Source organism: Echinicola pacifica DSM 19836 (genome assembly GCF_000373245.1).
GTDB lineage: Bacteria > Bacteroidota > Bacteroidia > Cytophagales > Cyclobacteriaceae > Echinicola > Echinicola pacifica.
Window position 1 is genome coordinate 824123 of the sequence record NZ_KB890750.1, and the last position, 8097, is coordinate 832219.

General features: G+C 42.0%; 2 protein-coding genes. One reads left to right on the forward strand and one right to left on the reverse strand.

All coding sequences use genetic code 11. The features are described 5' to 3' along the window. Positions 1 to 5 precede the first annotated feature (5 nt). Positions 6 to 3161 (reverse strand): SusC/RagA family TonB-linked outer membrane protein, encoded by a 3156-nt coding sequence (locus B050_RS0113925; protein ID WP_018474551.1) that lies wholly within the window; start codon positions 3159 to 3161, stop codon positions 6 to 8. A gap of 700 nt (positions 3162 to 3861) precedes the next feature. Here B050_RS0113925 and B050_RS0113935 point away from each other — a divergent pair. Then, positions 3862 to 7926: a hybrid sensor histidine kinase/response regulator transcription factor gene (locus B050_RS0113935; protein ID WP_018474553.1), complete on the forward strand. Its 4065-nt coding sequence runs from the start codon at positions 3862 to 3864 to the stop codon at positions 7924 to 7926. The last annotated feature ends 171 nt before the right edge of the window (positions 7927 to 8097 follow it).

Consider the following 8097-nt stretch of genomic DNA (forward strand, 5'->3'; position numbering starts at 1 on the left):
TCTGGTTAGAAAGTCAAATTAAACCCTAAGTTCATATTCACATTTTGTGGATATTGAAGCCCGTTTTCATCCCGTACCTCCGGGTCTATACCAAATTGATGAACATTGTCCACAGAGAACAGATTATAAGTTGAAAAATATACCCTAGCTCGTTCAATCTTCAGCTTACTTAATACCTTAGGAGGCAATGTATAGCCTAGAGAAGCTGTTCGCATTCTTAGGTATTTGACATTGGTGAGCCACCATGTTGAATTTTTATTATAATTACTATGGTTTCCAGCATTGTACCGTAGGGCTGGGCTTTCTCCGGAAATCCACTCACTATCCAAATTATAAGGATCTGCACGATGCCACCTGTCATCGTACATATAAGCTAGCAAATTGCCACCATTCTGATAAGGCCATCTCATCTCCCAATTCTGATTATAGGAAGCCAACGACCCACCTGAGAAGTCCATCGTTAGATCAAAGTTCTTATAGTTAAAATACATATTTAACCCATAACTTATGCTTGGTGTCCCGTCCAAGCTATAGCCGATTGGACGCTGGTCAAAATCATCGATCTTGCCATCCTTATTGACGTCTTTATAGATCAAATCTCCTGGTAAGAGCGTTCCATTTCCTTGCCCATCTATATTCACCATATAGGAGTTTACCTCCTCTTGAGACTGGAATTGACCTATCACCTCATAGCCCCAAAAAATCCCATTCCACCTGTCTTCCCTTGAGTTTCTAAAATGATCCCAACTGCTACTAAATGTAGGGTTGTAAGAGTTTAGATACTTTCCTCGCGCATAGCCAAAAGTGCCGCCAATTCGAAAAGTCAAATCCTGCACCTTTCCATTATAATATAAGCCCATGTCCCCTCCCAAGGTCACATCACTAGCCAAATTCTCATCGGTAAGTCCATATCCCAGTTCCGAAGGCAGGAATACATCATCCTTTATATCTCTAAGACCATCTCTTTTTCGATGGAAATAATCCAAAGTCCCCGTAATCTTTCCTGAGCCAAAAGAAAAATCCAGCCCTATATCAAACATCTTACTAGTGTACCATGATAAATTATCCACAGGCTGCCCTGTATTACTTGATCCTTGCACATTCTCCCCATCAAGTATGACGGTGGATACCCCATAATTATAGCCTGTCAGATAGTCAAATGAATTAATATACCGCGGATCATCCGAATTGATACCGGCATTGATATTATCATCGCCCAGCTCTCCATAAGAAATCCTAAGCTTCAGTTCATCAAAATTGGTTTTGGTAGAGAAATTATCCAAGAAAGCCTCATCACTCAATCTCCATCCGGCAGATATCGAAGGGAAAAATCCCCATCGCTTATCCGGAGCAAACTTCCATGAAGCATCATACCTTCCAGAAACTTCCAGTAAATACTTGCCTTTGTATTCATAATTGACCCGCCCTACATATCCAACTCTGGCTTCCTCATATTCATAGTCATTATAAGTATCGGTATCCGCAAACTGCACGAGTGGAAGAAAATTATTGGTGGGTACAGAGTGGAGATAATTGCGATAATCTAACCTCTGGATCCGCTCATATAGTCCTAAAATGGCCAGCTTATGGTTCTCAGCAAACACCCTATCATAATTCAATTGGAACTGATAAACAGTCTCTTCTATTTTCTGTTGATTTCTGTCTCTATAAGGATTGTCATTCCCCCCTGTCCGAATATATTCCTCTGTCTGCGGGATATAATCATATACATCATAGGTATATTCGAAGGTATTGCTATATCGATCTGCATAGTAATAGGAGTAAAGTGCTTTGGCCTTTAGCCCCTCTACAGGAATGTCATACTCTGCGGTAAAGTTGGTCTGGATAGTCTTCCAGTAATCCTCATAAAACCCTGTCCTTTCGTAATTAAGTAAGGCCCAATTGGTTTCGATATTATTGATATTGGCTGGATAGTCTGGATTATCATTAGCATAAGGGCGCTCTGTAGGCCGATTTCGGAATAAGGCAAATCTAGGTTGCCAATAATCATCCCCTCCCGGGACACCAGGATTATCTCTATTTTCTATTCGACCATTGAGCTGCAATCCTATGGTGATCCGATCCGTGACATCAGTAGTGATATTGGATTGAAGATTAGTCCGATTGAATTCAAATTCATCGCTGAAAACTGACTTTTGGTCAAACCTGGTTACTGCCAGATAATAATTTGTCTTATTCGATCCACCGGATACACTCGCACTAAAATTACTTTGAGGAGCGTTGCCTTTGATAATATAATCTCGCCAATCAAATGACCGATATCCGTACTCCGTGCCGGTCTTCCATTTGTCAAGCTCCTCAGGAGTAATATTAGTAGATCCAAATTGGTTTAGGTCTGCATCTGCCCTTCCCAGCATCCATTCGTAACCATTAACTCCTTCGGGAAACCTAGACCAGTTTTGAATACCGTAGTATCCATTAATGCTGATCTGCGGATCATCACCACGTTGCCCTCTTTTGGTGCTTACCACCACGACCCCATTGGCCGCTCGAGATCCATAGACCGCTGCTGATGCGTCCTTCAGGATTGTAATACTTTCTATATCTCCCGGAGCTAGGTTATTGAATTGACCCTCGTCTTTCTGGATGCCATCAATTACATAGAGAGGCGAGCCAAGATTACGAATCATTAATTGAGCGCCAGCACCTGGACGGCCATCAGGCTGGCGAAAAGACAGCCCAGGCAGCTTTCCTGCCAATGCACCACCCACTGTCGCGGTGGGCACCTGATCAATATCTCTGCTGGTGATATTAGATACCGCCCCTGTTATAGACTCCTTCCTTTGCTCTCCATAACCGACCACGATCACCTCCTCGAGGTCTCCCAACTCACTCTCTAGGTGCATATCGAAATCGCTTCTATTTCCTACTTCTTGTTCTAAGGTTTTGAAACCTATAAAACTAATTCTAATTACAGGATTACTCCCTGTAAGCTCCAATTTGAACTCACCATTGATTCCTGTAACAGTCCCATTAGTGGTACCTTTTTCCAAAATACTTACTCCTGGGATAGGTTCCCCAGTCGCTTTCTCTTTGATGATGCCTTGAATCTCCTGTCGTCCTTGCGCGACCACAGAAAAAACAAGGCTACATAGCAGAATAATTATCAAACTGCCATACTTCAGTAATCTTGATTTCATAAAATATTAGGTTTTGGGTTAAGGTTATTTTTATATAAATCGACACCTTACTGGCAATAAAAGTAAGGACCATGACCAAATCAGTACTTAAGTGACTAGTCCACAAATACTATAAAGACCGGGGTCTCCTATCTTTTAATCAAATGTCCTTGAAGACGCGAATGAAGGGCGTAAAAAACCAGCATCTAAAAATGCAATGTGAAAATGAATCATCATTATAGGGTTTAGTGTTTGAAAACTAAAGACTGTCTTACCGAAACAGCCCTATACTATCCTAGCTTCGTGAGCTTGAATACTACTTTGCTAAGTTATCCATGCTCCTCCCAAGCGGATGGAACAAATCCTTCAGAAATGGAGACTTTTCCTCCAATATTGTCTTTCTAAGTTTTTTGAGTGATATTATTCGCTTTGGGGAGGAAATAGAATTGATTCTTTATAAATGCACCGTGGCAATGCTTAGGGCTTAAGGGACTGACTCGAAATGCTAAAAATCCGTCACCTCATCGTAATAATCCTTCAATTTTGAGTTTGTAAATTCTATTTTAGCACCCAGCCTATCCCTAAATCAAGCATTTTGCTAATTTTAGACTGTTAAGCCTTTACGCTGTCCCTTTGACTTGCCTTTTGGAGGCTTGATCCGGTAGCTCTTATTTATAGAATCATCATCTAATGCCTAATGTCTTCGCCGAGGCCTGCGCTAATGAAAAAAATTATTCTCCTTCTATATGTCCTTTCTTGCTTTTTGACTTCAGTCCAAACGCATGGTCAGTTGGCAAAAGACCATTATTTTGAGCATTTGGATATGTCTGATGGCTTGTCTGGAAGTACGGTCTTTAGCATTCTCCAGGATAGCCAAGGCTTCATGTGGTTTGGGACCAAAAATGGGCTAAACCGATATGATGGGCATAGCTTCCGCCATTTCGGCGCGCAGCCTGACAAACCTAATACCTTGAAAGACAATTTTATTTATGGATTGTTTGAAGATAGCCAGCAGAGGATCTGGGTCGGCACTGGGGACGGACTCTTTATCTATAATTCTAAAACCGAAGACTTCATCTCCTTTGACCTACAGTCGGATTTAGGAAATCAGGTACGTGGATCTATTGGAGAGGTGAAGGAGGATCAATCGGGAAATATATGGATTGCGGCAAATAGGAGAGGCTTCTTTAAGTATAATGAAAAAGATAATACCTTAATTCAACATCAGCCATTTTCCGAAAACCAGGAAGGATTTACTCCTCCGGACAATACCTCCAGCATAGTCATTGATCCTAAAGGAGATATCTGGGTGGCCACCACCTCACGAGGACTTTTCAAATTTAGCATTCACGAAAAGGGATTCAAACCAGTAAAAATGAACCAAGAGGTGATCGATGCTTTTATCTTAGAATTGGAAGATTTTGGAAATTACCTCCTTATTGGCACTAAGAATATGGGGGTGGTAAAAATGGATAAATCCACTGGACAATGTATCCCCTTACTGACCAAAGACCCTTACGGCAAGAATTTATTCATAAGAGAAATCTGTAAAACTTCCCCGCAAGAGCTCTGGATTGGGACCGAGTCCGGGATATTCAACTATAACCTGGAAACCAATACCTATCAGAATCTAAGGGAAAATCCTAATGACCCTTATTCAATATCAGATAATGCGATCTATTCCATCTATCAGGACAATGAAGAAGGGATGTGGGTAGGTACCTATTTTGGAGGGTTAAACTATCTTCCAAACCACCCCACCTCCTTTAAGAAGCATTACCCTATCTCCACGTCAAATTCCATCAGTGGCAAACGCGTACGGGAGTTTGAGGCTGGTAAAAACGGCACGATATGGATCGGCACTGAGGACGCCGGCCTCAATCTTTACGATCCCAAAACTGATCTCTTCCGCCATTTCAAACCTGAAAACAACCTTCATAGCCTCTCCTATCATAATGTCCATGGATTAGCGCGTAAGGGCGACCAGCTATGGGTGGGCACAGCGACCTTTGAGGAGGGATTAAACCTCGTGGATCTATCTACCAACAAAATTAAACCTATTAGCCTGCATAGTGAAGAGCATATTCCTCATGATAATGAGATCCATTCCCTTATTGTGGACCATAAGGATCGACTATGGATGGGCACTGTCGGTGGCCTCTTCCGCTATCATGATTCCTTGCAACGGTATAACTGGGTGCCAGAGGTAGGGCACAAATTCATCTACGACCTACTCGAGGATAAGCATAATAACCTTTGGCTGGCCACCTATGGAGCCGGCCTGATCCGCTATAATCCCGAAACAAAGGAAACTAAACTATATACTTCAGACAGCGCTATTCCTGAAAGCCTTCCTCATAATCTCGTAATTAGCCTTTTTGAGGACAGTCAAGGTAGAATATGGATAGCAACAGAAGGCGGTGGATTCTGTCTATACGAGCCATCCACCGACAGCTTCACCCCTTATAATACCTCCAATGGCTTCCCCTGTACCAATGCATATAAAGTAGTGGAAGATATCTCGGGTCACCTGTGGATCAGCAGTGATAAGGGATTACTGGAATTCAACCCACAAACTACCCAGTACCGACTATTTACGAGTGATAATGGGCTGATGCCTTATCCTTTCAATTATAAAAGTGGGTTTCGAGATAAGGATGGAACCTTATATTTCGGTTGCTTGAATGGCTTTATTTCCTTCGACCCCAGGGATTTCAAACCTTATACTTATAATCCCCCGATAGTCTTTACCGGAATTCAAGTTTTTAATAAACCAGTGGAAATCAATGGTAAAAATCCAATATTAAAACAAGCGATCACCCACAGTTCTCAGATCACATTGAATTACAGTCAATCTTCTCTAAGTTTTGATTTTGCGGCATTAAGTTATACCGCTTCCAAGGCTCGCCCCTATGCCTATAAAATGGAAGGTTTCGATCAAGACTGGACCTATCTCAGCCAAAACCAAAGAATTAATTATACCTATTTGCCTCCCGGTCAATATACCCTCAAAGTAAAATCGGCGAATATCTTTGGGGAATGGTCCGATTCTATAGGCAGCCTGGACCTCCTGATTACTCCTCCTTTTTGGAAAACCTCATGGGCTTACCTTTGCTATTTCTTACTGCTGGGCACTATCCTGTTCTGGCTTAGCCGCAGCTATAATAATCGAATTGCCCATCGCCAAAAGCTTGCTTTTAAACGCCTGGAGGATGAAACTCAAAAGGAAGTGTACCAATCCAAAATAGAATTTTTCACCAATATTACCCATGAGATAAGGACACCTTTGACGCTAATCAAAGGACCTTTGGAGAGCATATTGAGGAAAAATGAGAGCCTTCCTACGGAGATACGAGAAAATCTATGGATCATGAATAAAAATGCCAACCGCCTGATAGACTTAAGCAATGAGCTATTGGATTTCAGAAAAACGGAGAAGCAGGATTTTCGACTCAATTTCACACGTACTGATGTAGGAAAACTCCTTAATGACACCTATACGCGTTTCAAAACCAGCGCAGAGCAGAAGCTCATCAACTGCCATCTGACTGGAATTCAAACGCCCTATTATGCCGATATTGACCGAGAAGCCTTTACCAAAATCATAAGCAATTTATTATCCAATGCCATCAAAAATGCAGAGGCAACGGTAACCATACAATTGATTGTCATGCCGCAGGAGGAGGATTTTAAAGTATTGATCTCCAATGACGGTAAGCTAATTTCTGCAGAACTCAAGCATAAAATATTCGAACCTTTTTTCCAGATAGATGGAAACACTGAATCCGGTTCTTCGCCGGGTACTGGCTTAGGCCTCCCACTAGCTAGATCGCTAGCCGAGATGCATGGAGGCAAGCTTTTCCTCGACCAAGCCCTAGAAGCCAACAGAAATACCTTCACCTTACAATTGCCTATAAAGCAGCAATCCAGCATCATTTTGTCAGATCCCATGGACCAGACGGAGGAGCAAGACAGTCATGCAAAACCTCCCAAGGAGAAAGTTGAAATGCGGTCAAACCAAAAGAAGCCTAGCTTATTGGTGGTGGAAGATCATCGGGAATTGCAGCAATTCATCTATAAGGAACTCAAGGCGGAATACCTTATTCATAAGGCAGAGAATGGAAAGCAGGCCTTAGCAATATTAAATGAAAAGCCCGTGGACCTCATCATTAGTGATGTTATGATGCCTATTATGGATGGCTTTGCACTTTGCAATGCGGTCAAATCGAATCTTGAATTTAGTCATATCCCCCTTATTCTTCTGACCGCCAAGAACACCCTAAGTGCAAAAATCGAAGGGATGGAAATGGGAGCAGATGTCTATCTGGAAAAGCCATTTTCTATGGAGTACCTAAGCCTACAAGCCAAAAATCTCCTTCAATACCGAGACAAGATCAGACAGGCATTCGCCAACCAACCTCTGGTTCATGTGGAAAGTATTGCACATACCCGTGCGGATGAGGAATTCCTCTTTAAGGCCAATGAAGCCATCTTAGACCAGCTTAGCAATGAAGCCTTTGGGGTAAACGAGCTTGCAGATGTCCTCTGCATGAGCCAATCCAGTTTATTGAGAAAGATCAAAGGCGTCTCAGAATTGACGCCCAACGGCTATATACGATTGGTACGGCTAAAGAAAGCCGCAGAACTCCTACGGATAGGAAACTATTCGATCACAGAAATAAGCGAAAAAGTAGGCTTCAGCTCCCCTTCCTATTTCTCCAAGTGCTTCCATAAGCAATTTGGAGAACTACCTAAGGATTTTAGCAAAAAGGCTGATTTCAACTAGCAATCACTTTCATAGGAAGAGCTGGTATGTTGAGGTTGATTGGTTTCGTAATTCTATTTATAAGGAGGGGCAAAATCAATTTTCCCAAAAAAAACGAGGGCTATAAACGAAAAAAAGCTATGAAAACAATCCATAGCTTTAGTCAATTAACAATAAACCCAAAATAACCTG